The organism is Pseudotenacibaculum haliotis (genome assembly GCF_042684245.1).
Classification (GTDB): domain Bacteria; phylum Bacteroidota; class Bacteroidia; order Flavobacteriales; family Flavobacteriaceae; genus Polaribacter; species Polaribacter haliotis_A.
Genome location: NZ_JBHULH010000001.1, coordinates 113,881 through 138,710 on the forward strand (window position 1 = coordinate 113,881; position 24,830 = coordinate 138,710).

The window sequence follows — 24,830 nt, forward strand, 5'->3', positions numbered from 1 at the left end:
CTTCTCAGCTAAATTCTACTCATATCCTTCCGGCAATTTTCTATGCTTGGTTAGCTTCTCAAAAGCATTTCCTAAAATGAGTAGTTTTGCTTCTTCTTTAGGTTTGGCAATAAAAGTCATACTAACAGGTTCTCCGGATTCTTTATATCCCATAGGAACTGTAATATTCGGATATTCTGCAACTGCAGAAAATGCTGAATGATAATTGTTGATCGATAAAATTGCATCCAGATTCTCTTTGCCTAAAGCTTCGAAATATTGACGTGCATTTGCCATTAAAGTCTTCTTTATTTCTTGTAATTGCTCTACTGTTGTTGAATCTGCAACAATCCCTTCAAACAGTTGCTGCCCGTAAGGAGCTCTTAAAATAGTGTCTTGTAAATTGAAATCGATCACATCTTGTACAGATCGTACTTTTACGTTGTTGTCTGTATAATTTTTCAAATACTCAGGCAGATCGTGTTTCATATCTATATTCAATAAGGTTAAAAAGCCCGGTAATCCTACTTGTGGCGGAGTAATCTCTACGATCTCTGCCCCGGCTTCTTTCATCTTGTTCACATTGGCATTGAATACAGAATCTTGTAAATACGCTTTTAAAACACCAAATCGTTTACCTTTTACTCCATCATTAAAGTTTCCATAATTCTTATCTACGTGTACATAGGATTTTGGGTCAGACTTATCATATCCGTACATCGCATTGATAAAAATCCAATTGTCTATCACACTTTTGGTCATAGGTCCCGGTGTATCCAAAGTACTTGAGATAGGAACAATTCCGGTTCTACTCAACAACCCAATTGTTGGTTTCAATCCTACAACAGAATTCTGACTAGATGGTGAGGTAATAGATCCTGCTGTTTCTGTTCCTACAGCTGCTACTGCATAATTTGCCGCAACGGCTGTTCCGCTTGATGCACTAGAACCTCCTGTCTCAAATTTTCCTCTTCCGTAAGGGTTTAAAGATTGTCCTCCAACCGCACTGTATCCTAACGGGCAGCCTGAACAAAAATAATAAGCCCACTCACTTAAATTTACTTTTCCTAAGATCAAAGCACCTTCTTCTTTCAGTCGCTTTACAATAAAAGCATCTTCTGTATTCTTATTATCTGCTAGAGCCAAAGCTCCTGCTGTAGTTGGCATGCCTGCTGTATTGATGTTGTCTTTTAACAAAATTGGCATTCCGTAGATCTTATCGTAGTTTTTATTGTTGGGCTTGTTCAAATCTCTTTCGCGAGCTTCGTTTACCACATTAGGGTTAATCGCAATAATAGCATTCAATGATTTTGTGCTATCACTTTCAAATTTTCGAATTCTATATAGATAGAACAACGTTAGTTTTTCGTAGGTTAATTGACCTTCTCTAATGCTTTTTTGAATACTAGGAATATTCTGTTCTACAATTAGAGGCTTTAATGTATTGTATTCTTCTTCTGAAAAGTTTGCCAAGTCTTGCTCTACAGATTTGAAAACTTGATTCATATCCAAATATTTCGATTGAAATAATTTGAATTTCATACGTGGATTTTGATGATCTTGTTGCTTATTCAACTCAGCAGACTCATCATATTTCTTGAAAAATTTTGGGGCTTCTTTTTCTTGGCATCCGTAAATAAAAGTAACGAACAGTAGTACTATAAGAATTCTTTTCATGGTTATCGGTTTGAGAAAACCAAAGATAACTCATTAATCGTTAATTTAATATTTGCCATAAACGATTCAACAGATAAGAGATTTCTGTTAGAAGTTTGTTGAAGGGTGCTTACTCTCGTTCTTCAAAAGGAATGATAGTTCCTTTCTCTACATAGTTTTTCAAGCCATTCAACAGCATTGCCCAACAGAACGAAGAATGCTTTAAATGATCATTATCTTTTGGCCAACCTGTATGACTAAAACGAACATAGGTGCCATTTTCCTTTTCTTCCAATGTAAATCCGAAGGTGGTTGGATTCCAATCTTCATCTGAATCGGTCATTTTGATAAAGAAAGAAGCGTTCTCTTTGCATTCAATAACTTTACCATACCAGTTGTATGCATCTGTAAAATTGAAATTATAAATGGAATTTAATTCAGGAGTTCCTGATGATTTTAACGGCCACCAATTATTTAAATGCTTTGGAACAGTAATTGCTACAAATATTCTCTCCGGACTAGCATTGACCAGTAGATTATGATAGATTGAAAAGCCGGTATTTTTATTTTTAGTCAAGAGTTTTTGCTAAGTTTGATTATGAAAACATCCCTCCTAAGGATATTGATTTTATTATGCTTTATTATCAGTTGTTCTCAACCTGAAGAACCTCTGCAACTAAAAATACAAAAAATTGCCGAGCTTCAGAAAAAAGCAAAATTCCCAATAAACCCAAGATCTTTTGACTATCTGAAGTCTGCTGACAGTATTATTGCAACTTCTAAAAACTTACCTGATAGTGTTATCATTGAGAATATTTTCTCAAGAGGTTTTTGCTACCGGATGAACGGGGAATTGGATTCTGCAAAAGTACACCTTCATAAAGCTATTGATCTGATAGATAGTAGTAATGTTAGAAAGAGAGATATTATCTACCACAGACATTCTTGGGAAACAGATCTTGCCTTAGAAGATTATGGTGATGTTGTGAGTTCTGCCAACAAGTTTATCGCACTTTTAGATAGGACAAAGAATTACGGAGATTTACGATATGCCTACAATGCTTTAGAACGTGTGAATTTATCTTTAACAAACTATGAAAAGGCCTTATTGTATAACGATAGTGTTCAAACAGTTTCTACAAAAATATCAGATAGGAGTTTGTCCAATATTACCAGTTTCTCTAAAGCAAGAATCCTGTTTAAATTGAACAAAGTAGCTAAAGTATTCCAACTCATGGATAGCTTGTCTAATACTTTAGAAGGAAATGATGTTAAAAGACAATTTTATAGAGATTACGGAGCTCTTTTATATCAAATATCCAATTACAAAACGTCAGTTGAGAATTTCAAAAAATCGTTGAGTTATTTAAAGAAAATTCCTCAAACAGAAATTGAAGATAAGGATACAGAGTTATTACAAGCCTATTTGAATATTACAGAAGCGTACACCAATCTTAGAAATTTTGAGTTGGGAACTAAATATTTAGATTCGGCCAAAACGTACATCAATTCCAATACTTCTGTTGAGAATTCTTCTTTTGCCGGTGAACTTCGTTTGAAGTTAGGGATTCTGAATTCAGCCAAGATTGATAACATTATGACCGATTATTATGCATTGGTCAGGAATTTAAATAAAGCTCATGAAGAAAAAATAGAGGAAGAACTTTACACTCTTAAGCTTGCCAATAAGAAAGAAAAACAACTTTTAACGGAAAACAAAGAGAAAGAGATTAGCAACCTCAAATTGAAGTCTTGGTTTCTATTTGTATTGATTCTCGCTGTATTATTGGTAATTATTGGGTTACTTTTTTACAGGCAAAAGCGATTGCGATATGAAAAGAACGACCTCTTGCTACAACAACGCTTGTTGCGCTCTCAAATGAATCCGCATTTTACCTTTAATGCACTCTATGCTATTAAAAATCAAATTGCTACTGATTCTAAAACAGCAACTGATTATCTGCTACGCTTTTCTAGATTATTACGACTCATTTTAGAGAATTCTGTTCAGAACTTTGTGGCTTTGGAAGATGAATTGGAATTATTAGACAAATACATGGAATTGCAATTGCTTCGCTTCCCTGAGAAGTTTGACTATGAGATTTCCTTGGAAAATATGGAACGTGATGAGCTTATATTTATTCCTCCCATGTTATTACAACCATTTATAGAAAATAGTATAGAACACGGATTTAATGGAATTGATTACAAAGGACAGATCCTAATTAAACTGAAAAAACTTGACAAGATTATTTCTTGTACAATTATAGATAATGGAATAGGAATTTCTGAGAGTAGTACACAAAATAAGACCTCTACTTCTACCCGATTGATTTCCGATTTTGTTTTAAAAACAACAAAAACACATATAAAGATCAATAACAGAAATGATAAAAACCCAAATGAAACGGGTGTTGTTGTTGAATTTTTAATCCCCTACAAACTAACCGAATATGATTAAATCGATACTAATTGAAGATGATCCAGAGATCAGAAAAGATCTACGTGAAAAAATAACGAGACTTTTTGGAGAAGAAATCACAATCGTAGCAGAAGCAGATGATGTAGAAACTGCTTTGTCTCATATTGAAGAACATCAACCCGATCTTCTTTTCCTAGACATACACCTCAAAGAAGGAACAGGGTTTGACGTATTAACCAACACTCCTTATAAAGATTTTGATGTAATTTTTATTACCGGGTTTGATAATCATGCAATCAAAGCAATCAAAGTAGGTGCTCTAGACTACATCATTAAACCTGTAGATGAGCTGGAACTGAAAGAAGCTATTGAAAAAGCCATCAAAAACAAGCAAGAAGACAAACATCTGGAGAAGCTAGCACAAGTATCTAGCGAATATTTTAAAGGCACAGAAAAGAAACGCATCGTTATTAAAACCTCCAATACGGTTTATGCTATTTATGAAGATGATATTCTGTATTGTAAATCTGATGGCAATTATACCACTCTTTTTACACAACATTTTGAAAAGATAGTTGCCTCAAAACCGATTAAGAAGATTCTTGAAGTACTCTCTGAAGATGTTTTTGTTCGTTGCCATCAATCTTACATCGTCAACAAAAAATACGTTTCTAAATACAATAAAAATGGTGTTTTGGTTTTGATACAAGATATCAAAGTTCCTGTTTCCAGTAGGCGTCAAGACTACGTATTAAAGAGAATTTTCTAGTTGCAAATCTGTATTAGCTAAGTACACTTATGAAATGGATTCCTACAGTAATGAACCGTGCCCTTTTTTAACTTCTTTTTGGATTTATCTTTCCAATGAACTTTAAAACATTGAGATATGAGATATTTTAAATATATATGCATGGCACTCATTTTAGCTGTCGGTTTTTCCTGTCAGCAAGAAAATGAGCTCGAATTGGAAAATGATCTAATTAATTATACAACGACTTCAAAGGCTCCTCCAATAACAAATAGTTCTATTGACGATCCTTTTGAAGCTCAACTGCAGTGGGTTTCTTTTTTAACAGCAAAAGTTATTCAGCAAAATCCCTCTGCAAGAACTCAGTTTATGAATCTTATTGGAAATATTAACCCGGATGTTGTAAGGCTCAACGATCTTCTTGTTGATGGATCTGCTTTTGAGATTGCCTTTAAACATCAATTTATTCTTCATAACGGAGGGAATACAGATGAAAAGTGTCCGGGCGGAACAAAAGATCCTAAAGGAAAGCCAAAACCACCCGGTGCAATTGGTGGATGTCAAGAAGGTTTTTGCTTAGATACTTTATACCAACAATATATTGAGTATTTGACTCAAGAGAATTGCATTGAAATATTTCTCCCAAATGGCTATGTTCCTACTACCATTTTGATCTATTCAACTGCTCATCCATTGACCAACAGCAATTACAACAAAGGCTACATTCTTCCTGAACAGTGTGATGGTGAGATTACTATTTATCCTTTTAATTTAGCTTCACTTAACAATGTTCTTGTAGCAAGACCTTATAGAGAAGTCACAATAACAGAATCTGGAGGCAGTACTTCTACATGTTCTTATAATGAATATTCCTCCATTATAGATTTTACATATTTTTTAAATTATTAATTCCCCCTAAAGAGAATTTATAAACCGTTCAAATTAAACTTGAACGGTTTTTTTTATAGCTAAAACCGATTCCAAATCCAATCAAAACGAATATGAACTAAAGAGGTTCACATATACAATATGCATTGTGTAGAGGCTAAAATCGTAGCAAATTTACATCAGAACGGGCATAAACTGTGAGTGCCTAAACAAGTTCACAGACCTTATAATCTTATTCATTAATTCTATGAAAAATCTAGCAAACCTTGGAGAAGCTTTAAATAAAGCTGAGCAAAAAAACATTTATGGAGGAAACTTAGTTGCTCATAGCAACTGTTTAACAAACGGATGTCCGGCAAATGAAGTATGTACAGAAGTATTTCATGACCCTGATGGAAGTGGACCACAACTTCCAGAAAGTCAGTGGATATGTGTTGATCCTGTAAATTACAAATAAACTTTTTTAAGAATATATTACTGAAAGGTAATACCTATTCTTCGCGAAAAAGAGAAGGTTGATTCAAAAGCTATCCTAATTTATTAGGGTAGCTTTTATTTTTTAAAACAGTTTTTAAAATACTTATTACGAATATGTAATGAATACCTACACGTATACAATTACCCTTGTGCAAGATGAACTAAAGTCAAAACTTAGGTAACGATAAATCAAATTATTTACATCATGAAAAAATCTATTTTAACTTTAGGTAAAGCTCTAAACAGAGCTGAACAAAAAACTATTAACGGTGGAGACTTTGGTACTTGCTCAAATCCTGGGCCGGGACAATTTCATACACAAGCTGATTGTTGGAGAGCAGGAATGCCTTTTTGCTATCCTTTGAACAATGATTGCTGGGGAAGTATCAACTATCAGTAAAAGCAAAAAAAAAGGCTGTTTAAGAAACAGCCTTTTTATATTTTAATTGAAGAAACTATCTACAAACTCGTGTTTATTAAACACCTGTAAATCGTCTATTCCTTCTCCTACTCCAATATATTTTACAGGAATTTGAAATTGATCTGAAATTCCGATCACCACTCCTCCTTTTGCCGTTCCATCTAATTTGGTTACTGCTAAAGAAGTAACTTCTGTTGCTTTGGTAAATTGTTTTGCTTGCTCAAAGGCATTCTGTCCGGTAGATCCGTCTAATACCAATAATACATCGTGTGGTGCATCTTCAACAACCTTTTGCATTACGCGCTTGATCTTAGTAAGCTCATTCATCAAGTTTACCTTGTTGTGTAAACGTCCGGCTGTATCAATGATTACTACATCGGCATCTTGTGACACGGCAGACTTTAATGTATCAAATGCTACAGAGGCGGGATCTGACCCCATCTCCTGACGTACGATAGGAACATCTGTTCTGTCTGCCCAAACCTGTAACTGATCAATTGCTGCTGCTCTAAATGTATCAGCTGCTCCTAACACAACTTTTAATCCTTTCTTTTTGAATTGTGAAGCTAACTTACCGATTGTTGTAGTTTTCCCTACTCCGTTCACTCCTACAACCATTAACACGTAAGGTTTCTTGTTTTCCGGTACTGTAAACTCTGTTTCTTCTCCGGTATTTGTCTCAGAAAGTAAGGATGCGATTTCCTCTCGTAAGATTTGGTTCAATTCATCTGTTCCCAAATATTTATCTCTGGCAACACGTTCTTCAATACGATCGATGATCTTAAGTGTTGTTTCTACTCCAACATCTGAAGTAACCAACACTTCTTCTAAATTATCAAGAACATCATCATCAACTTTCGATTTACCGGCTACGGCCTTCGATAGTTTGTTAAAGAAACTCGACTTAGATTTTTCTAGTCCTTTATCTAAAGTTTCTTTCTTTTCTTTTGAAAATATTTTCTTAAAAAAACTCATTTTTCCTCTGCGAAATTAAGTGCCTCAAATTTAGCGAATTTAAAGGCATAAAAAAAGCTACTCTCAATTTGAAAGTAGCTTTTGTATATTGTAAAAAGATAAACTTATTTTTTTGCTAAAAAGTCGTTTACTTTTGTAGGATCCATAATAGCTTCAACAAATGTGTAAGCTCCTGATTTAGGAGATTTTACCATTTTGATAGCTTTTGTTAATCTTTTAGAACCTGTTTGTAACGTTGCTACTGATTTCTTTGCCATGACCTACTTATTTAATCTCTTTATGAACTGTCATTCTCTTCAAGATCGGGTTAAATTTCTTTAACTCAATTCTATCAGGAGTGTTTTTCTTATTCTTCGTTGTAATGTATCTAGAAGTTCCTGGTTTTCCAGAAGCCTTGTGCTCTGTGCACTCTAAGATTACTTGTACTCTGTTTCCTTTTTTTGCCATCTTTCTATACTTTATCTAGAGAATTACTTAGTTAAGAAACCTTTTTCTCTTGCTTCTTTAATTACTGCAGAAATTCCTTTCTTGTTGATATTTTTTAACGCAGAAGCAGACACTTTTAATGTGATCCATTTGTCCTCTTCCGGAATATAGAAACGCTTAGTCATTAAATTAGCGTTGAATTTTCTTTTCGTTCTGTTCAAAGCGTGAGAAACGTTGTTTCCTACCATCGCTTTTTTTCCTGTTAATTCACAAACTCTAGACATCTTCTTACAGTTTTAGGTTCTTATCTTTAAACGAGGTGCAAATGTACGACATTTTTAAACTTCTACAAAAACAATCTTAGTTATTTTTTAGAATTTCTTCTTGAAGCATTTCCAAAGATTTATTTACGGTTCTATTGATAACCTTTTCTCTTGGTTGTCCGAAGTTAAATTCTTGACAACTTACTCCTTTATTTGAAGCTATTGCTATAAAAACAACTCCTACAGATTTATCTGTCTCATCTGTTGTAGGCCCTGCATTTCCTGTAACTGCAATTGCGTAATCTGTTTGCATCTTTTCTCTGGCAGATACAGCCATTTCTTTTGCTACTTGACTGCTTACTACCGTATATTGATGTATACTCTTTTCTGAAACGTCTAGTAAATTCATTTTCATTTCGGCAGAGTATACAACCATACTTCCTTTAAAATATTTTGAAGCTCCCGGTACAGAAACCAAAGTAGTTGCAATCTTACCTCCCGTTAAGCTCTCTGCAGTAGAAATGGTTAGGTCTCTTTCTGCTAATAATTCTCCAACATATTTTTCAATCGTTCCATTCTCGTCATAGCCCGTTATAATATCCGAGATCAAACTTTCTAAAGTATTTAACCTTTCTTCTAGTGTTTCTTCTAAAACTTCTTTATCCGGTCCTTTTGCCGACAGTCGTAAGCGAACTCTTCCAAAAGAAGGCAAATAAGCTAATTTGACAAAATCAGGAAGATTCTCTTCCCAATCTGCTATGCGTTCTGCAATTGAACTTTCTCCTTGCCCATAAGTCATTACAGTCTTATGAAGAATGTGTGGTAAATGAAACTGTTCTTGAATTTTAGGCAAGACATGATATTTCATGAGTCCTTTCATCTCATAAGGAACACCCGGCATCGATACAAAAATGGTGTCATTCTCATAAAACCACATTCCCGGAGCTGTTCCTAATCGATTCATCAACAAAGTAGCCTTTGACGGGAGTTGCGCTTGGTATTTTTGCACTTCATTATAAGGAATGTTGAATTTCTTAAACATTTGCTGAATGTGCTCAGTTACCTGAGGATAATCTATAAATTGATCATCTTCAAAAAAGTCTGCAATGGTTTTTTTGGTGATATCATCTTTTGTAGGCCCCAAGCCTCCGGTGATCAAAACAATATCTGCTCTTCCTTGTGCTTCTTCCAATGCAACTAAAATGTGCTCTCTCTCATCTTGTATGGAAGAGATTTGGTGCACAGAAACACCAATTTTATTAAGCTCGGTTGCCATCCATTGCGAATTTGTATCTACGATCTGTCCGATCAAGATCTCATCTCCAATGGTAATAATTTCTGCATTCATAAACCCTAGGGTTAATCAGTTCCTATATCATCTATATTGAGAGACCCTTCATTAGACTCTTTACTTTTTTCCCATGATCTCTTAAGGAGATAGTATAAAAGATATGCTAATCCAAGCCCAGCTGGAATAGCCGTAAGTCTAAGCGTCCAAGTATCAATATCACTTTCAAAAGCATCAGGGTTATTAATGAAAAATATAACAGAGTAAAGAACTCCGTAAATAAAAGTTCCAGCGTAATATGTGATTACCCCAAGAACTGCATATCCCCATTTGCTTTTCTGAAATTCTTCAGCTAATTTGTAAAAAAACTTCCCGATAAAGAAGAGTAGTAAGATCCCTAACATAGTAATTTATTTTTAAGTGAATAGTTTATTTAACTCGTATTTGAAAGGCTTGTTTTCCTTCTATTGTACCTTTTAAAACATCATTTTCCACTACTTTACCCACACCTGCCGGAGTTCCTGTAAAGATGAGATCTCCTTTTTTAAGAGTAAAGTATTGAGATATGTAGCTGATTAGCTCATCAATCTTCCACAGCATTGCATTTGTATTTCCGTCTTGCACTACTTCATCATTCTTTAATAACTGAAAAGAAAGATTTTCCAAATCGAATTCAGATTTTGGATAAAACTTCCCTACAACGGCACTTCCATCAAAAGCTTTGGCTTTTTCCCACGGTAGTCCTTTCTCTTTACAATGCGCTTGAACATCGCGAGCTGTAAGATCAATTCCCAAACCTATTTCATCATAGTATTTATGAGCAAATCGAGAAGCAATATGCTTTCCTACTTTATTGATCTTTACCAATACCTCTACTTCGTAATGTATGTCTTCCGAAAAAGGAGGAATAAAAAAAGGATTGTTTTTTGGTAGTATTGCTGAGTCCGGTTTTAAAAAGATTACCGGATTATCAGGTCTTTCGTTTGCTAATTCTTCAATGTGCTTGGCATAATTACGCCCTATACATATTATCTTCATTCGCTAATTTCAGATTTTGAATCTTAGAATTACGATTTTGAAATTTCTATTCGTAATTCATAATTAAACATTGTTCCTCTATTAAGGAATCCACTTTTTATCAAAGTTTGGTTTGCGTTTTTCTAAGAAAGCATTTCTACCTTCTATTGCTTCATCTGTCATATAAGCCAATCGAGTTGCTTCACCTGCAAAAACTTGCTGTCCTACCATACCATCATCTGTAAGGTTCATAGCAAACTTTAGCATTTTGATAGAGATTGGAGATTTTGCCAAGATCTCTTGTGCCCATTCATAAGCTGTGCTTTCTAATTCATCATGAGGAATTACGGCATTTACCATTCCCATTTCGTAAGCTTCTTGTGCAGAATAATTTCTTCCTAAAAAGAAAATCTCTCTGGCTTTCTTTTGTCCTACCATTTTGGCTAAATAAGCTGAACCGTATCCTCCATCAAAAGAGGTTACATCTGCATCGGTTTGCTTGAAGATCGCATGTTCTTTACTGGCTAGCGTCAAGTCACATACTACATGTAAACTGTGTCCGCCTCCTACAGCCCATCCTGGAACTACAGCAATAACTGCTTTTGGCATAAAACGAATCAATCGTTGTACTTCCAAAATATTTAAACGGTGGTACCCATCTTTTCCAACATACCCTTGATGTCCTCTTGCTTTTTGATCTCCTCCGGAGCAAAAACTCCAAATTCCATCTTTAGAAGAAGGCCCTTCTGCAGACAACAATACAACTCCAATAGAAGTATCTTCATTGGCATCGTAAAATGCGTCGTATAATTCGCTAGTTGTTTGAGGCCTAAAAGCATTTCTTACATCTGGTCTGTTAAATGCTATTCTGGCAACTCCGTTGCTCTTCTTATAGGTAATGTCTTCGTATTCTTTGACAGTAATCCATTCTGGTTGTATCATAATTTTGGACTTTATTCGTTCTAATGGTAGTTTGTATTATTCATCAAAAGCGAACACAAAAATAAAACATTCAAAATTGGCATGATAGATTTTGATAAGAATAATCCTTTTCTATTTTTTGAAAACTTATATCTTTAACACATAAATGATTCCCTCTTAATTATGAGAACACTGATCTTACTATTATTAGTTTTTTCTTTTTCACTTTCTTTTGGACAAAAAACCATCTACAAAAAATACGAGTCTGATGAATTAAAGGATATTAGAGATGTAACCATCCATTTGCCTAAAGGCTATGAAAAAGATTCTATTTCTAATTTTCCGTTAGCTATTGTACTGGACGGACAGAAACTTTTTGATCTTTATGTGGGTGTTTCTAATTATTATGCTTCACAAGACAATGCTCCTGAGCAAATTGTTGTGGGAGTGAATATGGAATCTACACGAAGCAAAGATGCGGGATATGATGTTACCGATAGCAAATTAACAACTGATGCTCGACGTTTTTATCGATTTTTGAGAGACGAATTAATCCCTTTTGTTGAAGCTAATTACAAGACTTCTCCTTTTTTAACCATTGTTGGAGAAAGTTTAACAGCAAATTTTATTACTCATTTTCTAAAAGAGAAAGACCCTATTTTTAACGCCTATATATCCATCAATCCTACGTTAGCACCTGATGTAAATGCACAAGTACAAAGCTACAACATCGAACGATTGGGAACCATGGACAATACTTTTTACTTCTACGTATCAGGAAATCCTTATGCTAAAAGTGAGAAGCTTACCAAAATTCAGGCATTTGGGAAATTTATGAAATCTATTGGTGTAGAGAATTTTAATGTGGTATTTGATGAGCTGTCTAGTTCTCCTAGTTCTGCTTCTGTAATTGGAGAAGGAATGTCGAGAGCATTTGCTAAGATTTTTGAAATCTATTCCGGAATCACTCAAGATGAATATGATAAAAAGATCAAAGAATTAGATCCTCCTAGTGCTATTGCCTATTTAGAAACAAAATATCTAGATATTGAATATTTATTTGGTTCTAATATTGGAATCAGACAGCAAGATGTGGTGGCTATTGAAGATATTATCATAGAAAAGGAAAATGGTGATTATCTTAAAGATTTTGGAGAAATGATCTTAAAATTATATCCAACATCCGAAATGGGGAACTATTATTTAGGTCGCTATTTCGAGAGTGGAAATGATTTTAAAGCTGCTTTGGAGCAATACAGATTAGGATACGGAAAAATGAATCCGGCTGATCCAAATGCAGATCTTTATTATTTGAATGTAGAAAGAATGTTAGAAAAGCTGTAACTAAGCTTTTTCTATTCGGTCTGGAAATAATCTTACTTTTTTCTCTTTATACAAAGCGCCCAAAGCTCTTTTAAAGGCTTTCTTGCTCATCTGTAATTGAAACTTAATAGCTTCAGGACTGCTTTTATCTGTAAGTTGTAAAACACCTCTATTTTGCTTGAGTCTTTCTAAGATCTTTTCTTTATCTCCGGTAATGGTATTTCTGTAACCTTGAGGTTGTAGAGAAATATCTATTTTACCATCTTCTCGGATGTTTTTAATGTATCCGGTTGTTTTTACACCTTCTTCTAAAGGTTTGAAGATTTCATTTCTATAGATCAATCCTTCATGGGTTTCATCAATCAATACGGTGTATCCAAGAGCTGTTTCAACTCCGATAATTAAATCTACTTTTTGTCCTACTTCTAATTCCATTATCTTAAATGATTGATGTATTGTTTTAAAATTTGATCGTTTTGATCGTTTGGCGTAAACACTTCCAATAACTTTGGTTGTTCTCCTTCGTAAAAATTCTCTAATCCTGCTTTTAGTGACTCCATACTATCAGCAGTAGCATATTCAAGTCCATACATTTTGCACAAATGCTCTGCAGTTAGCTCATGAGGTGCCTCAAAATAATGCAAAGAATTTGTTGTACTTGGTCCGGGAATGATCTTAAAAATTCCTCCTCCAGAATTATTAACTATGATAATTCTAAAATCTTTTGAAATATGACGGTTCCAAAGACCATTGCTATCATAAAAGAAACTTAGGTCTCCTGTTATTAATGTTACTCTATTGGCAGAAGCATAAGCTGCACCAACAGCGGTACTGGTACTTCCGTCTATTCCGCTAGTTCCTCTGTTGCAGAAAACTGTTACAGAGTCTTTCATCTTAAACAACTGAGAGTAACGAATGATAGCACTATTGCTAAACTGAACTCCAGAATTCTCAGGCAAAGTTTCTAAGATACTTTCAAAAACTTTTAGATCAGAATAAGGAGCTATTTCTAAATATTCTTTGTGCTTTTCGTTGGTATGGTCTCGGTGACTAATCCATTTAGACTCGTAATCACTTCCATTACTATAATGAGTAAGTTTACTAAAATGCTCAAAGAATGTTCTGCTATCTATTTTGATATGCTTGGTCAAAGCAAAATACGTGTCAAACGCACGCAATTCATTTACATGCCAATGGGCTTTAGGCTTATAATCTCTTAAAAACCTTTTGATCTTTTTAGATACGATCAATCCACCAAAGGTGAGTAAGATATCCGGTTGTAAAGATGTAAATTCTTCTTCTGTTAAGTTGAAGATCAGGTTATCTATAGAATTGATAAATCGATGGTTATGTAGATTTGATGTTGTTTCTGTTAACACCAAAACTGATGGATCGTTAGCCACTTTGTCTAACAGCAGTTCTAACTCTCTGTCCGGATAATGAACTCCTACCAAGATCATCTTCTTTTTGGCTGTGTTCCATTCAGAAGACAAGGCTTTGTAAGCTACATCGTCCATTTCAATTTGTTGATCTACCTTAAACGGGTATGCTTTCATAGCATCAACCGTTTCATACAAAGGCTCGTCAAAAGGAGCATTGATATGGATGGGGCCTTTTACTTGCGTTAACATAGAAAAAGCTTCCGTTAACATGTTGCAGTTCATTTCTGTTCTACCTTCTTCCAAATTAGCACTGAACAGAATGTGATTGGTAAAGACATTCTCTTGTCGTATGGTCTGACCGTCTCCAATATCGATCAAATGTCTGGGTCTATCTGCAGAGATTATTACTAAGGGAATCTGGCTGTAGTATGCTTCTGCAACTGCCGGGTAATAATTCAACAAAGCAGAACCTGAAGTACAAACAATGGCTACCGGTTTTTGTCTTTGCTGTGCAATTCCTAAAGCAAAGAAAGCTGCACAACGTTCATCTACAATACTAATCGTGTCAAAATCCGTATCATTAGAAAAACCAATGGTTAACGGAGCATTTCTCGACCCCGGAGAGATGACTACGGTTTCGATTTCAAATTGACGACAAGCGGAGATAATAATTTGTGCTAATTCCTTTTTAGGATACATTCATTTTTATGTTAGGAAGTTTCAAAGTTAAAAGTTTCAAAGAAGTAACAACAACTTAGAAAATAATAACAGAATGCAAAGTTACTTTGTTTATTTGGAATCAATTGTGACTCCATAAAAAAAGTCAGAAAATTGTTCGGAAATACATCCCTTCAATTTTCTGACTTTGTAACTTTAAAACGTTGTTTTAGTTTCCTTTCTTGTAATCTGCTAAGAACTTTTCTAAACCAATATCAGTTAATGGGTGCTTTAACAATCCACTAATTGCGCTTAATGGTCCTGTCATTACATCTGCTCCAATCTTAGCGCAATCAATAATGTGCATGGTATGACGTACAGAAGCTGCTAAAATTTCAGTCTCGAACATGTAGTTGTCATAAATCTGACGAATCTCTGCGATCAGATTCAAACCATCAGTAGAAATATCATCCAAACGTCCAATAAATGGCGATACATAAGTAGCTCCTGCTTTTGCAGCTAATAAAGCTTGTCCGGCAGAGAATACTAAGGTTACATTGGTTTTAATTCCTTTATCAGAAAAATATTTACATGCTTTTACACCATCTCCAATCATTGGTAATTTAACAACAATCTGAGGGTCTAAAGCAGCCAATGCTTCTCCTTCTTTTACCATTCCTTCAAAATCTGTAGCAATTACTTCTGCAGATACATCTCCATCTACGATATCGCAAATAGCCTTGTAGTGATTGATAATGTTCTCTTCTCCTGTAATTCCTTCTTTGGCCATTAAAGAAGGATTTGTTGTTACTCCGTCTAAGATTCCTAAAGCTTGCGCTTCTCTAATTTGATCTAAGTTAGCAGTATCGATAAAAAATTTCATGAGTGAATATTTAGTTGTGTTTTATAATTTATAATGATTCATCAATAATCGTTCATACATAGTGTCGGGTAGGATTCTTTTTAGAACGATGGAAAATTTCTCCATAAACCCTCCTACTTTATAATGAACCTTAGGTTTTCCGGAACGAATGATCTTTTCAATCTTTTGTGCCATTTTCAGTGGATCCATTCCACTATCAACATGACTATCCATCAAATCCAGGTTCATTTGGTATTTTTCTTTGTACGCTGAGTCTTCAAAAACAGGCGTATGATATCTTCCGGCAGCAATATTGGTAGCAACATCTCCCGGTGCTACGTTGGTTACTTGAATTCCAAATTCCTTCACCTCCATTCGTATTGCTTCAACAGTTAATTCCAAAGCCCCTTTGGTAGCCGAATAAATTCCTCTATAAGGAAGCCCCATATATCCGGCAATGGAAGTCACGTTGATAATGATTCCTGAACCTTGCTTTCTCATGCTTGGCAAAACAGCTTTCATTACATCTACAGCTCCAAAGAAATTGGTATTAAAAACTCTTTTCATTTCTTCTGTTGGAGTATCTTCTACAGGTCCGGTAATCCCCATTCCTGCGTTGTTTATGAGTACATCAATTCTTCCTTCTTTATCTAGAATTGTGTCAACAGCGTTTTTGATAGATTCTTGATTGGTTACATCCAAAGGGATCATTTGGTAGTTATCGTTTCCTCCTTTAGGATTTCTACTGGTTCCATATACAACAAATCCTTTACTAGATAAAAGCTCGGCTGTAGATTTTCCAATTCCGGAAGAAGCTCCTGTTATAAATACAACTTTGGACATAATGAGAAAAATATCGGGACAAATATCTAAAAAGAAACCGTGACTAGCGTGTAATTTTGGTGGTAGATATTAACAGAGTTATGAAAAGGTAACTAAAAGAAATAAAAAATGGCAAGCTATCTACATCACACTGCTACAACCAAGTACCCTTGCTGCGTTCCCGCCCTGGGGGATTCCGAGGGAGCTAGTTGTGTAGGACTTGCCGCTGCAAAGTTACAATCAATTTTTAGCATAACAAATGAAAACTTTCTCAATTTTTCTGTAACATTCCTAACTCTTTGTGTACTAATGTATTGTTTTAAGGGCCTAGAAACCTAAAAACATACTGAAAACGAAATCTTTATATTTGTATAACTAACTAAATTTAAAAACCTTATGGAAAATCAAGCTTCTAGTAAAAACATAATGCTTAACTATGGTGTTTACCTTGGAATTTTAAGCATTTTGGTAAATGTAGTATTGTATGCTACGGATAGTTTAATTGAAAACAGTTGGATTGGAGGAGTTGTAAGTTTTATTGCAATGATCGTAATTCTTGTTTTAGGAATTAAAAAATTCAAGTTTGACAACAATAATATTTTATCTTTTGGACAAGCTGTAAAAGTTGGTGTTGGTATTGCTATTGTAAGTGCTGTTATTGGTATTGTTTATAATCTTATTTTCTTAAACTTTATTGAACCAGATTTCCAAAACCAAATGTTGGAGGTTCAAAAACAAGCTTGGGCTGATGCTAACATGACTTCTGAGCAAATAGAATCTGCTGCTGAAATGACAAAGCGTTTTTCTAACCCAGCTATTACATCAGCGATCTCTATCGTAGCTGCAGCTTTCTTTGGATTCATTATTTCTGCTATCGCAGGAGCTATTATGAAAAGAACTGAGGAAGACGGATACTAGATTCCTATTTTTAGTGTTAAGATTATCGTTACCTTTGCACTATAAATAACCACTTATGGATATATCGGTAGTCATACCTTTATTAAACGAAGAAGAATCATTACAAGAATTATACAATTGGATTGCATCCGTGATGCAATCCAATCGGTTTTTATATGAAGTCATATTTATAGATGATGGAAGTACCGATAGTTCTTGGGATGTTATTGAAAAATTATCTCAAACGAATGAATCTGTAAGAGGAATTCGTTTTCAAAAAAACTATGGAAAATCTCAGGCTTTAGATGCAGGATTTGAAATTGCCAGAGGTCGTGTAGTAATTACTATGGATGCCGACCTGCAAGACAGTCCTGATGAAATTCCGGAACTTTACGACCTCATTACTAAAGAAGGATTTGATTTAGTTTCCGGATGGAAAAAGAAACGTTACGATAATGTTATTGCCAAAAACCTTCCTTCTAAACTCTTCAATTGGGCAGCTAGAAAAACTTCAGGTTTAAAACTGCACGATTTTAATTGTGGACTTAAAGCTTACAAGAATACCGTTGTAAAAAGTGTAAAAGTAAGTGGTGAGATGCATCGTTATATTCCTGTTCTTGCCAAGAACGAAGGATTTAAAAACATTGGAGAGAAAGTTGTACAACATCAAGCAAGAAAATATGGTGAAACCAAGTTTGGAATGAACCGTTTTGTAAATGGTTTCTTAGACTTGATCACAATCTCTTTTTTATCAAGATTCGGAAAAAGACCTATGCACTTCTTTGGTCTTTTAGGAACTTTGATGTTCGTTTTTGGTTTTATTTCTGCCGCGTATATTGGAATTATGAAACTATATAAGCTATCTCAAGGGATGAAAACCATCTTGGTAACTGACAATCCTTGGTTTTATATAGCTTTAACTGCTATGATTTTAGGAACTCAATTATTTATGGCCGGTTTTATTGGCGAATTGATAATTAAGTCGAAAGGAAGTGAAAAACATTATAAAGTTAGAGAAAAGTTAAATCACTAATCCTAAATTAGTCTGCTAATTTTTGAACTATGCAAAACATTTTAGAAAATGCAAAACAATGGCTAACAGAGCCATTTGACAATAAGACACAAGAAGAAATCCAACAACTGATCGATACCAACTCACCCGATTTGGCAGATCGTTTTTACAAAGATCTAGAATTTGGAACCGGAGGTATGCGTGGTGTTGTAGGTGCAGGAACCAATCGCATTAATAAATATACTTTAGGAAAAGCTACACAAGGGTTAAGCAATTATCTCCATAAGGTTATTGCTGATGATACCATCAAAGTAGCTATTGGATACGATTGTAGAAATGATAGTGAATGGTTGGCTAAAACTGTAGCCGATGTTTTAACAGCCAATCAAATTCAAGTATACTTATTTGAAGACTTACGTCCTACTCCTGAATTGTCTTTTGCAGTAAATGAATTGCATTGTCATGCCGGAATTGTATTGACAGCGTCTCACAATCCGCCGGAATATAATGGTTACAAAGTATATTGGACTGATGGTGGACAGATTGTTCCTCCTCAGGACCGAGGAATCATTGACGAGGTTAATGCCTTAGCATATGCCGATATCAATTTCAATGCAAATGAAGAATTGATAACAGAGATAGGAGCTGAAATAGATGAAGCTTTTTGGAAGGCTTCATTAAACAACGGAACTTTTAATGTAAAAGGTAGAGAAGATCTAAAGATTGTTTTTACTTCATTACATGGAACTTCGATTAAGTTAATACCTGAAGTTTTAAAACGTGCAGGATACAATCAAGTTCATATTGTAAAAGAACAGGAAGTTCCTAATGGGAATTTCCCAACAGTAAAATCGCCAAACCCGGAAGAGCCGGAAGCCTTAGAAATGGCTACCCAATTAGCAGAAAAGATTGGAGCAGATATCGTATTAGGTACAGATCCTGATAGCGATCGAATTGGAATTGCTGTTCGTGACAATCACGGTAAGATCAAATTATTAAATGGAAATCAAACTATGAGTATGATGACCGATTTCTTGATCAAACAATGGCAAGAGCAAGGAAAGCTTGATGGAAATGAGTTTGTAGGTTCTACTATTGTTTCCACCAACATGGTGAATGATATTGCCGACAGTTATGGAGTTGAGACTAAAATTGGTTTGACCGGATTTAAGTGGATTGCAAAAATGATTCTAGACCACCCTGAGCTAGATTTCATTGGTGGTGGCGAAGAGAGTTTTGGATATATGGTTGGTGACTTTGTTAGAGACAAAGATGCTGTTACTTCTGCCCTATTGGCTTGTGAGATTGCTGCTGATGCCAAAGCAAACGGAAGCTCTTTCTACGAAGAATTATTGAAATTGTATGTACAACATTCTTTCTATAAAGAACGATTGGTTTCTTTTGTAAAGAAAGGAATGGATGGGGCACAACAGATCAAACAGATCATGATCGACTTAAGAAGCAACCCATTAACTCATATTGATGGTTCTAAAGTAACTTACATTAACGATTACCAATCTTCTGTTGAAAAGAACTTAATTACCGGAGAAGAGAAAAACATGGATATTCCAAAATCCAATGTATTGATCTATCATACAGAAGACGGAACCAAAGTGGCAGCTCGCCCTAGTGGTACCGAACCTAAAATTAAGTTCTATTTTAGTGTAAAAACATCATTAGATTCAGTAGAAAATGCTGATGTTATTGAACAGGAGTTAGAAGCTAAAATAGATCGTATTATTGACGAAATGGACATTTAATGAAGTATTTCAAAAAGATATTACATTACGCACACCCGTATAAAAGATTTGCCTTTTTAAATGTGTTCTTCAACATATTATATGCAGTCTTTTCATCATTGTCTTTTATTGTTTTGATGCCTTTGTTTCAAATCATTTTTAAAGAAGACGAAAATGTAGTATACAAAAAACCTGTCTACAAAGGCTTTACCAATGCTGTAGAATATTTAAATGATTATTTTAACTATTATGTTTCTACTCAGATAGGCGAAGACCAAGAGAAAACACTCCTAATGGTTATTGTATTGATATTGGTTGTCTTTATCTTTAAAAATATCTTCAGTTATCTAGCTTTTTACTTCATTACATTTTTGAAAAATGGAGTTTTAAAAGACATTCGAAACGATCTTTATCAAAAGACTGTTTCATTGCCTGTGTCTTATTTTTCTGAAAAAAGAAAGGGTGATATTATGTCTAGAATTGGACCAGACGTAATCGAAATTCACTATTCTTTCTTATCCATTTTAGAGCTGATATTCCGTGACCCGATTATGATTTTGGTGACGATTATTTCTATGCTAGCTGTTAGTGTGAAATTAACCATCTTCATCTTTGTGTTTGTTCCTGTTGCAGGTTTTATCATCAATGTAATTGGAAAGAATTTAAAAAAGACATCCGATAAAGTTCAAGAAGAGCAAGGAACCTTTTTATCATTATTAGAAGAAACCTTATCGGGGTTACGAGTAATAAAAGCTTTTAATTCAGAAAAATTCTTCAAAGGAAAATTTGGAGAATCTACTTCTCGATTTGAAAAACTTTCTAATAAATTATTAATCAGAACCCAACTGGCAGGTCCTGTAAGTGAGATCTTAGGAATCTTGGTTTTTTGTGTTCTTATCTGGTACGGAGGGTCATTAGTTTTGGTTGAAAAATCAATTCCACCGGCTGTATTTATTCCTTTTCTAGGATTGGCCTATAATATCATTACTCCGGCAAAATCCATTTCTAAAGCAAGCTTTACCATCAAAAAAGGAAATGCTGCTGCAGAAAGAGTTCTTCATATTTTAGAGACTGAAGATCCTCTAAAAGACAAAGAAGATGCGGTTGAAAAAACAGGTTTTGCTTCTGAGATTTCATTTAACAACATCTCATTTAAATACGAAGATGAATACGTGTTAAAGAACTTCTCTTTAAAAGTTCCAAAAGGAGAAACTGTAGCATTAGTGGGTCAGTCAGGAAGTGGAAAATCTACTTTAGCAAACCTGGTGACTCGTTTTTATGATGTAAATGAAGGTAGCATTACCATTGATGGAACTGATGTAAGAGATATTAAAAAGAAATCTTTGTTAGGCTTGATGGGGATTGTTGCACAAGATTCAATCTTATTTAACGATACAGTTGCTAATAATATCAAGTTAGGAAATCAAACTGCTTCTGATGACGAAGTTATAAAAGCTTCAAAAATTGCCCATGCTCACGAGTTTGTTAAAGATATGTCTCAACAATATGAAACCAACATTGGTGATAGTGGTAATAAACTCTCTGGAGGTCAAAAACAACGTTTATCCATTGCTAGGGCTGTTTTAAAGAATCCGCCTATTATGATCTTAGATGAAGCTATGTCTGCTTTAGATACTGAATCCGAACAAATTGTACAGGTAGCTTTAGAAAATATGATGGAGAATCGTACTTCTTTAGTAATTGCACACCGTTTGTCTACCATTCAGAATGCCGATAATATTGTAGTATTAAGAAAAGGAGAGATTGTAGAGCAAGGAAAACATGAAGAATTGATGGCACAAAAAGGAGAGTATTTCAAGTTGGTGACCATGCAAAACCTTCAATAATGTTGGGAGAAAAGATCATTTTCAATCTCTTGTACAAATGGAAATATCTTCTGGCATTTCTCAAAGCTAAGTCTTTACCCAAATCGAAATCCAAAGAGTTTACAACTATCACTTATGTAGCTCGTGAAGCCGATCAAGATTGGATTTTTGGTGCTAAAGTGAGACGATTGGCTAAATTCTCCGGACTGGATGCAAAAGCCTATTATCACGATCGCTTGCGTGACCTACCTGATTCTGATGGATATTTCTTTGTCTTTCATCAGTATTTTTACAGAGCCATGCGTCACAATCCAAAGATTCTAAACAAGACGAATATTGTAATGTTTACCCATCCTAATTGGACTTTTTCTTATTCTAAATCACATGTGATCTGGTGTTTAAACAAAGCTGATTATGTAATCTGTTTGAACTCTGAAGTAAGAAAAGAACTCATAAGCTTAGGTTTAAAAGAAGAAAAAGCTGTTTTAATGCCTATTGCTTCTGATCCTAACTTCTTTTACTCTCATAAAAGAACAAGTGGTTCTGTTGGTTTCTGTAGTGCTTTTGGAGATCGTAAGAATCCCGAAATGGTTTACAACTTGGTAAAGCATATGCCCGAACGACAGTTTTATATGATAGGTCGTTATTGGGATCAATATGAAAAGTATGATGAATTAATCTCATTTCCTAACTTCACTTATTTTGAGAATGAAGACTACGAGAAATATCCTAGTCTCTATAACAAAATAGATGTATTTATTTCTCCTTCTACTTTAGAAGGCGGACCTGTTCCAGTATTAGAAGCTATGTTATCTAACTGTTTCCCGATTGCATCTAAAACAGGATTCTGCCCGGATGTGATAAAGCATGGTGAAAATGGGTTCTTATTTGATATTGATGCTGATTACAAAGAAGTAGTTGATCTTATCAATAAAACTGACGGCAAAGATGTAGATGTGCGTGCTACCGCAATGGAACATACTTGGGAAAACTGTTCGAAAAAGCTGGATCAGTTGTTTTTAACGACGAAGTAAGATCTCTCCCATTTTTTGATGAACCAAGTTGATGGCTTTTAATGGTCGGATCATTACTTTGAAATCTATAATTTTTCCTTCTTCATTCCAAGTGATCATATCAATTCCATTGATCAGTACTCCATCCAGCTCTACTTCAAATTCTAAGAAACTACATTGGTCATTCTCTACTTCTCTTACATATTTGAACTCTCCTGATAAAAATACTTGTAAAGCTGCTAGAAGATATATTTCGGTAATCTTCTTTCCTTTTTGTGGCGAATGAACTACCGGTGAGTGAAAAACAACATCATCAGCCAAAAGCTTAGAAAGAATCTCTGGGTCTTTCTTAGTTACTACTTCGTGCCAATGTGCTGTATAGCTATTCATGCATCAAGGTTTTTTTAATCCTAATTCTGCTCCTTTTTTTAGCATATATTCATAAGAAGCGTCATATTCATTCGGAATTTCTCCTTCTAAGATAGCTTCTTTGATCGCCTCTTTGATCTGACCTATTTCTCGACAAGGCTTCAATCCGAAGGTTTCCATGATCTTTTCTCCGGTAATCGGTGGTTGAAAATTACGCACTCGATCACGCTCTTCTACTTCCTTGATCTTTTTACGAACCAATTCGAAATTTTTGTGGTAACGCTGAAACTTTCTTGGGTTTTTTGTGGTAATATCTGCCTCACATAAGGTCATTAAAGAATCAATATCATCACCGGTATCAAAAACCAAGCGACGTACTGCCGAATCGGTTACTTCAGAAGCCAATACAATTGGTCTAGAGCTTAGCAACACCATCTTCTGAACAAACTTCATCTTGTTGTTCAACGGCATTTTTAAGCGCTTAAAAAGCTTGTATACCATCTTAGATCCAACAAACTCATGAGAATGGAAAGTCCACCCTACTTTTTTGCTAAATCGTTTTGTAGGTGCTTTCCCTATATCGTGCAATAATGCTGCCCAGCGCAACCAAACATCTTCTGTATTTCTAGAAATGTTATCTACCACCTCTAGTGTATGGTAAAAATTGTCTTTATGCTTTTGCCCTTCTACCTCTTCTACTCCTTTTAGAGCAATTAATTCAGGTAAGATTCTTTCTAACAAGTTGGTCTTTTCTAACAATAAAAAACCAATGGAAGGTACAGGCGAAGCTAGTATTTTATTTAACTCATCAACGATTCGTTCTCTTGTGATGATATCTATTCTAGTGGCATTCTTAGTAATTGCTTCTAGAGACCCTTTCTCTATTTGAAAGTTCAACTGTGTTGCAAATCGAATAGCTCTCATCATTCTAAGCGGATCATCAGAATAGGTAATATCCGGATCTAAAGGTGTTTTTATGATCTTTCTTTCAAGATCTTCTACTCCACCAAAAGGATCTAACAAGGCTCCGTAGTTTTCTTCATTTAGACTAATGGCCAATGCATTAATGGTAAAATCTCTACGGTTTTGATCGTCTTGTAAAGTTCCTATAGAAACCTTAGGGTTTCTACTTTCTTCTGAATACGATTCTTTTCTAGCGCCAACAAACTCCAATTCGATGTCCTTATATCGTAACATCGCAGTTCCGTAAGTTTTAAACACCTGAACTTTAGGTTTATTTGGCAATAAACTAGCTACTTTTTTTGCCAGCTCAATCCCACTACCTACAGCAACCACATCTATATCCTTTGCATTGCCTCTTTCTAAAATAAAATCACGGACAAATCCGCCTATCACATAACTCTTTACATTCAATTCTTTGGATGCTTGAGAAATGACAGAAAAAATATCAGCAGCAATGGCTTGTTTGTAGTTGTTCTTATGCATG

At 34.8% G+C, this 24,830-nt stretch carries 27 protein-coding genes and 1 other RNA gene; 11 read left to right on the plus strand and 17 right to left on the minus strand.

Translation table 11 applies throughout. The features are described from left to right. Nucleotides 1-15: 15 nt before the first annotated feature. Both ACFSRZ_RS00530 and ACFSRZ_RS00535 read right to left on the minus strand, forming a co-directional pair. Nucleotides 16-1,656 (minus strand): amidase family protein, encoded by a 1,641-nt coding sequence (locus ACFSRZ_RS00530; protein WP_379664558.1) that lies wholly within the window; start codon nucleotides 1,654-1,656, stop codon nucleotides 16-18. A gap of 109 nt (nucleotides 1,657-1,765) precedes the next feature. Continuing rightward, complete coding sequence (locus tag ACFSRZ_RS00535; protein ID WP_379664559.1) at nucleotides 1,766-2,212, minus strand: SRPBCC family protein; 447 nt, start codon at nucleotides 2,210-2,212, stop codon at nucleotides 1,766-1,768. Between the two features lie 21 nt (nucleotides 2,213-2,233). Between ACFSRZ_RS00535 and ACFSRZ_RS00540 the strand changes: the two genes are divergently transcribed. The 5 genes from ACFSRZ_RS00540 (at nucleotide 2,234) to ACFSRZ_RS00560 (ending at nucleotide 6,570) form a co-directional block, all read left to right on the plus strand. Next, entirely contained in the window at nucleotides 2,234-4,096 is a 1,863-nt protein-coding gene (locus tag ACFSRZ_RS00540) for a sensor histidine kinase (RefSeq protein WP_379664560.1), read from the plus strand. Beyond that, nucleotides 4,089-4,826 (plus strand): LytR/AlgR family response regulator transcription factor, encoded by a 738-nt coding sequence (locus tag ACFSRZ_RS00545; RefSeq protein WP_379664561.1) that lies wholly within the window; start codon nucleotides 4,089-4,091, stop codon nucleotides 4,824-4,826. Before ACFSRZ_RS00540 ends, ACFSRZ_RS00545 begins: the two co-directional genes overlap by 8 nt. A gap of 141 nt (nucleotides 4,827-4,967) precedes the next feature. After that, on the plus strand, nucleotides 4,968-5,714 hold the full coding sequence (locus ACFSRZ_RS00550) for a hypothetical protein (protein ID WP_379664562.1): 747 nt from the start codon (nucleotides 4,968-4,970) through the stop codon (nucleotides 5,712-5,714). A 226-nt stretch (nucleotides 5,715-5,940) separates the two neighbouring features. Continuing rightward, nucleotides 5,941-6,150 carry a hypothetical protein gene (locus ACFSRZ_RS00555; RefSeq protein ID WP_379664563.1) on the plus strand — a complete coding sequence of 70 codons (210 nt, stop codon included), beginning with the start codon at nucleotides 5,941-5,943 and terminating at the stop codon, nucleotides 6,148-6,150. A gap of 225 nt (nucleotides 6,151-6,375) precedes the next feature. Beyond that, nucleotides 6,376-6,570 (plus strand): hypothetical protein, encoded by a 195-nt coding sequence (locus tag ACFSRZ_RS00560; RefSeq protein WP_379664564.1) that lies wholly within the window; start codon nucleotides 6,376-6,378, stop codon nucleotides 6,568-6,570. Between the two features lie 42 nt (nucleotides 6,571-6,612). Here ACFSRZ_RS00560 and ftsY read toward each other — a convergent pair whose 3' ends face one another. The 8 genes from ftsY to ACFSRZ_RS00600 all read right to left on the minus strand — a co-directional run bounded on the left by ftsY (nucleotide 6,613) and on the right by ACFSRZ_RS00600 (nucleotide 11,502). Further along, nucleotides 6,613-7,566: a signal recognition particle-docking protein FtsY gene (gene ftsY, locus ACFSRZ_RS00565; RefSeq protein ID WP_379664565.1), complete on the minus strand. Its 954-nt coding sequence runs from the start codon at nucleotides 7,564-7,566 to the stop codon at nucleotides 6,613-6,615. A 104-nt stretch (nucleotides 7,567-7,670) separates the two neighbouring features. Then, nucleotides 7,671-7,823 (minus strand): DUF4295 domain-containing protein, encoded by a 153-nt coding sequence (locus tag ACFSRZ_RS00570; RefSeq protein WP_379664566.1) that lies wholly within the window; start codon nucleotides 7,821-7,823, stop codon nucleotides 7,671-7,673. A 7-nt stretch (nucleotides 7,824-7,830) separates the two neighbouring features. Beyond that, nucleotides 7,831-8,013, minus strand: coding sequence for a 50S ribosomal protein L33 (gene rpmG / locus ACFSRZ_RS00575; protein WP_379664567.1), 183 nt, complete (start codon nucleotides 8,011-8,013; stop codon nucleotides 7,831-7,833). 23 nt (nucleotides 8,014-8,036) lie between these two features. Then, nucleotides 8,037-8,276, minus strand: a complete 240-nt coding sequence (rpmB, locus tag ACFSRZ_RS00580) for a 50S ribosomal protein L28 (protein ID WP_105004371.1) — start codon at nucleotides 8,274-8,276, stop codon at nucleotides 8,037-8,039. 76 nt (nucleotides 8,277-8,352) lie between these two features. Next, nucleotides 8,353-9,603, minus strand: coding sequence for a competence/damage-inducible protein A (locus tag ACFSRZ_RS00585; protein WP_379664568.1), 1,251 nt, complete (start codon nucleotides 9,601-9,603; stop codon nucleotides 8,353-8,355). Between the two features lie 11 nt (nucleotides 9,604-9,614). Next, nucleotides 9,615-9,947, minus strand: a complete 333-nt coding sequence (locus ACFSRZ_RS00590) for a hypothetical protein (RefSeq protein ID WP_379664569.1) — start codon at nucleotides 9,945-9,947, stop codon at nucleotides 9,615-9,617. Between the two features lie 25 nt (nucleotides 9,948-9,972). Beyond that, complete coding sequence (locus tag ACFSRZ_RS00595) at nucleotides 9,973-10,581, minus strand: fumarylacetoacetate hydrolase family protein (RefSeq protein ID WP_379664570.1); 609 nt, start codon at nucleotides 10,579-10,581, stop codon at nucleotides 9,973-9,975. Between the two features lie 81 nt (nucleotides 10,582-10,662). Then, nucleotides 10,663-11,502 (minus strand): 1,4-dihydroxy-2-naphthoyl-CoA synthase, encoded by an 840-nt coding sequence (locus ACFSRZ_RS00600; RefSeq protein ID WP_379664571.1) that lies wholly within the window; start codon nucleotides 11,500-11,502, stop codon nucleotides 10,663-10,665. Between the two features lie 162 nt (nucleotides 11,503-11,664). Between ACFSRZ_RS00600 and ACFSRZ_RS00605 the strand changes: the two genes are divergently transcribed. Beyond that, entirely contained in the window at nucleotides 11,665-12,825 is a 1,161-nt protein-coding gene (locus ACFSRZ_RS00605) for an alpha/beta hydrolase (RefSeq protein ID WP_379664572.1), read from the plus strand. Here ACFSRZ_RS00605 and ACFSRZ_RS00610 read toward each other — a convergent pair whose 3' ends face one another. From ACFSRZ_RS00610 to ffs, 5 genes are all read right to left on the minus strand, one after another. Beyond that, entirely contained in the window at nucleotides 12,826-13,239 is a 414-nt protein-coding gene (locus ACFSRZ_RS00610; RefSeq protein ID WP_379664573.1) for a DNA-binding protein, read from the minus strand. Further along, complete coding sequence (gene menD, locus ACFSRZ_RS00615; RefSeq protein WP_379664574.1) at nucleotides 13,239-14,885, minus strand: 2-succinyl-5-enolpyruvyl-6-hydroxy-3-cyclohexene-1-carboxylic-acid synthase; 1,647 nt, start codon at nucleotides 14,883-14,885, stop codon at nucleotides 13,239-13,241. The genes ACFSRZ_RS00610 and menD overlap by 1 nt, the downstream gene beginning before the upstream one ends. A 187-nt stretch (nucleotides 14,886-15,072) precedes the next feature. Beyond that, nucleotides 15,073-15,726 carry a fructose-6-phosphate aldolase gene (gene fsa / locus ACFSRZ_RS00620; protein ID WP_379664575.1) on the minus strand — a complete coding sequence of 218 codons (654 nt, stop codon included), beginning with the start codon at nucleotides 15,724-15,726 and terminating at the stop codon, nucleotides 15,073-15,075. 21 nt (nucleotides 15,727-15,747) lie between these two features. After that, nucleotides 15,748-16,548, minus strand: a complete 801-nt coding sequence (locus ACFSRZ_RS00625) for an SDR family oxidoreductase (RefSeq protein WP_379664576.1) — start codon at nucleotides 16,546-16,548, stop codon at nucleotides 15,748-15,750. Nucleotides 16,549-16,654: 106 nt separating this feature from the next. Then, an RNA gene (ffs, locus tag ACFSRZ_RS00630) (signal recognition particle sRNA small type) lies at nucleotides 16,655-16,753 on the minus strand. 170 nt (nucleotides 16,754-16,923) lie between these two features. Between ffs and ACFSRZ_RS00635 the strand changes: the two genes are divergently transcribed. From ACFSRZ_RS00635 to ACFSRZ_RS00655, 5 genes are read left to right on the plus strand one after another with little or no spacing between them, the layout of a single operon-like run. Beyond that, nucleotides 16,924-17,445 carry a DUF4199 domain-containing protein gene (locus tag ACFSRZ_RS00635; protein ID WP_379664577.1) on the plus strand — a complete coding sequence of 174 codons (522 nt, stop codon included), beginning with the start codon at nucleotides 16,924-16,926 and terminating at the stop codon, nucleotides 17,443-17,445. 55 nt (nucleotides 17,446-17,500) lie between these two features. Continuing rightward, a complete protein-coding gene (locus ACFSRZ_RS00640) occupies nucleotides 17,501-18,457 on the plus strand; it encodes a glycosyltransferase family 2 protein (RefSeq protein ID WP_379664578.1) in 957 nt (318 codons plus the stop codon). A 29-nt stretch (nucleotides 18,458-18,486) separates the two neighbouring features. Then, the gene (locus ACFSRZ_RS00645) at nucleotides 18,487-20,196 is read left to right on the plus strand and encodes a phospho-sugar mutase (protein ID WP_379664579.1); all 1,710 of its coding nucleotides are present in this window, start codon (nucleotides 18,487-18,489) and stop codon (nucleotides 20,194-20,196) included. Next, entirely contained in the window at nucleotides 20,196-22,022 is a 1,827-nt protein-coding gene (locus ACFSRZ_RS00650) for an ABC transporter ATP-binding protein (RefSeq protein ID WP_379664580.1), read from the plus strand. The genes ACFSRZ_RS00645 and ACFSRZ_RS00650 overlap by 1 nt, the downstream gene beginning before the upstream one ends. Then, nucleotides 22,022-23,035, plus strand: a complete 1,014-nt coding sequence (locus tag ACFSRZ_RS00655; protein ID WP_379664581.1) for a glycosyltransferase family 4 protein — start codon at nucleotides 22,022-22,024, stop codon at nucleotides 23,033-23,035. The genes ACFSRZ_RS00650 and ACFSRZ_RS00655 overlap by 1 nt, the downstream gene beginning before the upstream one ends. Here ACFSRZ_RS00655 and ACFSRZ_RS00660 read toward each other — a convergent pair. Further along, complete coding sequence (locus ACFSRZ_RS00660; protein ID WP_379664582.1) at nucleotides 23,021-23,404, minus strand: nuclear transport factor 2 family protein; 384 nt, start codon at nucleotides 23,402-23,404, stop codon at nucleotides 23,021-23,023. The genes ACFSRZ_RS00655 and ACFSRZ_RS00660 overlap by 15 nt on opposite strands. Before the next feature lie 3 nt (nucleotides 23,405-23,407). After that, nucleotides 23,408-24,829 carry a CCA tRNA nucleotidyltransferase gene (locus tag ACFSRZ_RS00665; protein ID WP_379664583.1) on the minus strand — a complete coding sequence of 474 codons (1,422 nt, stop codon included), beginning with the start codon at nucleotides 24,827-24,829 and terminating at the stop codon, nucleotides 23,408-23,410. Nucleotide 24,830: the final 1 nt, after the last annotated feature.

Excerpts from the sequence above, each read along its gene's own strand:
- ACFSRZ_RS00550 (WP_379664562.1), top strand. The coding sequence starts at position 4,968 with ATGGCACTCATTTTAGCTGTCGGTTTTTCCTGTCAGCAAGAAAATGAG.
- ACFSRZ_RS00625 (WP_379664576.1), bottom strand. The coding sequence starts at position 16,548 with ATGTCCAAAGTTGTATTTATAACAGGAGCTTCTTCCGGAATTGGAAAA.
- ACFSRZ_RS00660 (WP_379664582.1), bottom strand. The coding sequence starts at position 23,404 with ATGAATAGCTATACAGCACATTGGCACGAAGTAGTAACTAAGAAAGAC.
- ACFSRZ_RS00600 (WP_379664571.1), bottom strand. The coding sequence starts at position 11,502 with ATGATACAACCAGAATGGATTACTGTCAAAGAATACGAAGACATTACC.
- ACFSRZ_RS00665 (WP_379664583.1), bottom strand. The coding sequence starts at position 24,829 with ATGCATAAGAACAACTACAAACAAGCCATTGCTGCTGATATTTTTTCT.
- ACFSRZ_RS00560 (WP_379664564.1), top strand. The coding sequence starts at position 6,376 with ATGAAAAAATCTATTTTAACTTTAGGTAAAGCTCTAAACAGAGCTGAA.
- ftsY (WP_379664565.1), bottom strand. The coding sequence starts at position 7,566 with ATGAGTTTTTTTAAGAAAATATTTTCAAAAGAAAAGAAAGAAACTTTA.
- ACFSRZ_RS00530 (WP_379664558.1), bottom strand. The coding sequence starts at position 1,656 with ATGAAAAGAATTCTTATAGTACTACTGTTCGTTACTTTTATTTACGGA.
- ACFSRZ_RS00610 (WP_379664573.1), bottom strand. The coding sequence starts at position 13,239 with ATGGAATTAGAAGTAGGACAAAAAGTAGATTTAATTATCGGAGTTGAA.
- ACFSRZ_RS00590 (WP_379664569.1), bottom strand. The coding sequence starts at position 9,947 with ATGTTAGGGATCTTACTACTCTTCTTTATCGGGAAGTTTTTTTACAAA.
- rpmB (WP_105004371.1), bottom strand. The coding sequence starts at position 8,276 with ATGTCTAGAGTTTGTGAATTAACAGGAAAAAAAGCGATGGTAGGAAAC.
- ACFSRZ_RS00650 (WP_379664580.1), top strand. The coding sequence starts at position 20,196 with ATGAAGTATTTCAAAAAGATATTACATTACGCACACCCGTATAAAAGA.
- ACFSRZ_RS00555 (WP_379664563.1), top strand. The coding sequence starts at position 5,941 with ATGAAAAATCTAGCAAACCTTGGAGAAGCTTTAAATAAAGCTGAGCAA.
- ACFSRZ_RS00605 (WP_379664572.1), top strand. The coding sequence starts at position 11,665 with ATGAGAACACTGATCTTACTATTATTAGTTTTTTCTTTTTCACTTTCT.
- ACFSRZ_RS00635 (WP_379664577.1), top strand. The coding sequence starts at position 16,924 with ATGGAAAATCAAGCTTCTAGTAAAAACATAATGCTTAACTATGGTGTT.
- menD (WP_379664574.1), bottom strand. The coding sequence starts at position 14,885 with ATGTATCCTAAAAAGGAATTAGCACAAATTATTATCTCCGCTTGTCGT.
- ACFSRZ_RS00645 (WP_379664579.1), top strand. The coding sequence starts at position 18,487 with ATGCAAAACATTTTAGAAAATGCAAAACAATGGCTAACAGAGCCATTT.
- ACFSRZ_RS00640 (WP_379664578.1), top strand. The coding sequence starts at position 17,501 with ATGGATATATCGGTAGTCATACCTTTATTAAACGAAGAAGAATCATTA.
- fsa (WP_379664575.1), bottom strand. The coding sequence starts at position 15,726 with ATGAAATTTTTTATCGATACTGCTAACTTAGATCAAATTAGAGAAGCG.
- ACFSRZ_RS00585 (WP_379664568.1), bottom strand. The coding sequence starts at position 9,603 with ATGAATGCAGAAATTATTACCATTGGAGATGAGATCTTGATCGGACAG.
- ACFSRZ_RS00545 (WP_379664561.1), top strand. The coding sequence starts at position 4,089 with ATGATTAAATCGATACTAATTGAAGATGATCCAGAGATCAGAAAAGAT.
- ACFSRZ_RS00570 (WP_379664566.1), bottom strand. The coding sequence starts at position 7,823 with ATGGCAAAGAAATCAGTAGCAACGTTACAAACAGGTTCTAAAAGATTA.
- rpmG (WP_379664567.1), bottom strand. The coding sequence starts at position 8,013 with ATGGCAAAAAAAGGAAACAGAGTACAAGTAATCTTAGAGTGCACAGAG.
- ACFSRZ_RS00655 (WP_379664581.1), top strand. The coding sequence starts at position 22,022 with ATGTTGGGAGAAAAGATCATTTTCAATCTCTTGTACAAATGGAAATAT.
- ACFSRZ_RS00540 (WP_379664560.1), top strand. The coding sequence starts at position 2,234 with ATGAAAACATCCCTCCTAAGGATATTGATTTTATTATGCTTTATTATC.
- ACFSRZ_RS00595 (WP_379664570.1), bottom strand. The coding sequence starts at position 10,581 with ATGAAGATAATATGTATAGGGCGTAATTATGCCAAGCACATTGAAGAA.